This is a genomic window from Ammoniphilus soli (assembly GCF_040813775.1).
The window spans coordinates 1-519 of sequence record NZ_JBEGDL010000184.1; the positions used below are offsets into that span (position 1 = coordinate 1).

General features: G+C 44.1%; 1 protein-coding gene. It reads left to right on the forward strand.

Annotated features, from left to right (window positions below):
• Positions 1 to 57 precede the first annotated feature (57 nt).
• Complete coding sequence (locus ABLT31_RS38965; protein WP_367761107.1) at positions 58 to 396, forward strand: thioredoxin family protein; 339 nt, start codon at positions 58 to 60, stop codon at positions 394 to 396.
• Positions 397 to 519: the final 123 nt, after the last annotated feature.

Genomic DNA, 519 nt, shown 5'->3' on the forward strand with positions numbered 1-519 from the left:
GAAGCTTTCTGACGGAATGTCTTATATTATTGAAAAAAATGAGGGGAGCGGTTCAAAATGATCGAAGTAAACAAGGATAATTTTCAAGCGGAAGTGCGGGAGTCCCAGCAGCCGGTTCTAGTCGACATTTGGGGACCAACGTGCGACCCTTGTATCGCCCTTATGCCGGCAGTGGAAGAATTAGAAAAGAAATATCAAGGGCAAGTTAAGGTGGTTAAGCTAAACAGCGCTGAAAATCGGAGACTTTGTATCGATCTTCGAGTGATTGGATTGCCTTCCTTCCTGCTCTTTAAGGATGGGCAGGAAGTGGGCCGCCTGGGTGGCAAGGATGTCAACATCGAGTCTGTCGAAGGACTGATCCAAAGCCATTCCAGCGCCAGTGAGAATGCAGTATAGGATTCAAATTAAAGACCGGCATAAGAACTGCCGGTCTCTTTTTTATTCGAACGAAATACCCCCCAAAAAATAAAAAGGATTTATCGCAGTGGTATTTTACTTTATAATGAAACCATACATGAT

Bases quoted from the DNA above. Each gene is read 5' to 3' on its own strand.
- ABLT31_RS38965 (WP_367761107.1), top strand. From the start codon at position 58: ATGATCGAAGTAAACAAGGATAATTTTCAAGCGGAAGTGCGGGAGTCC.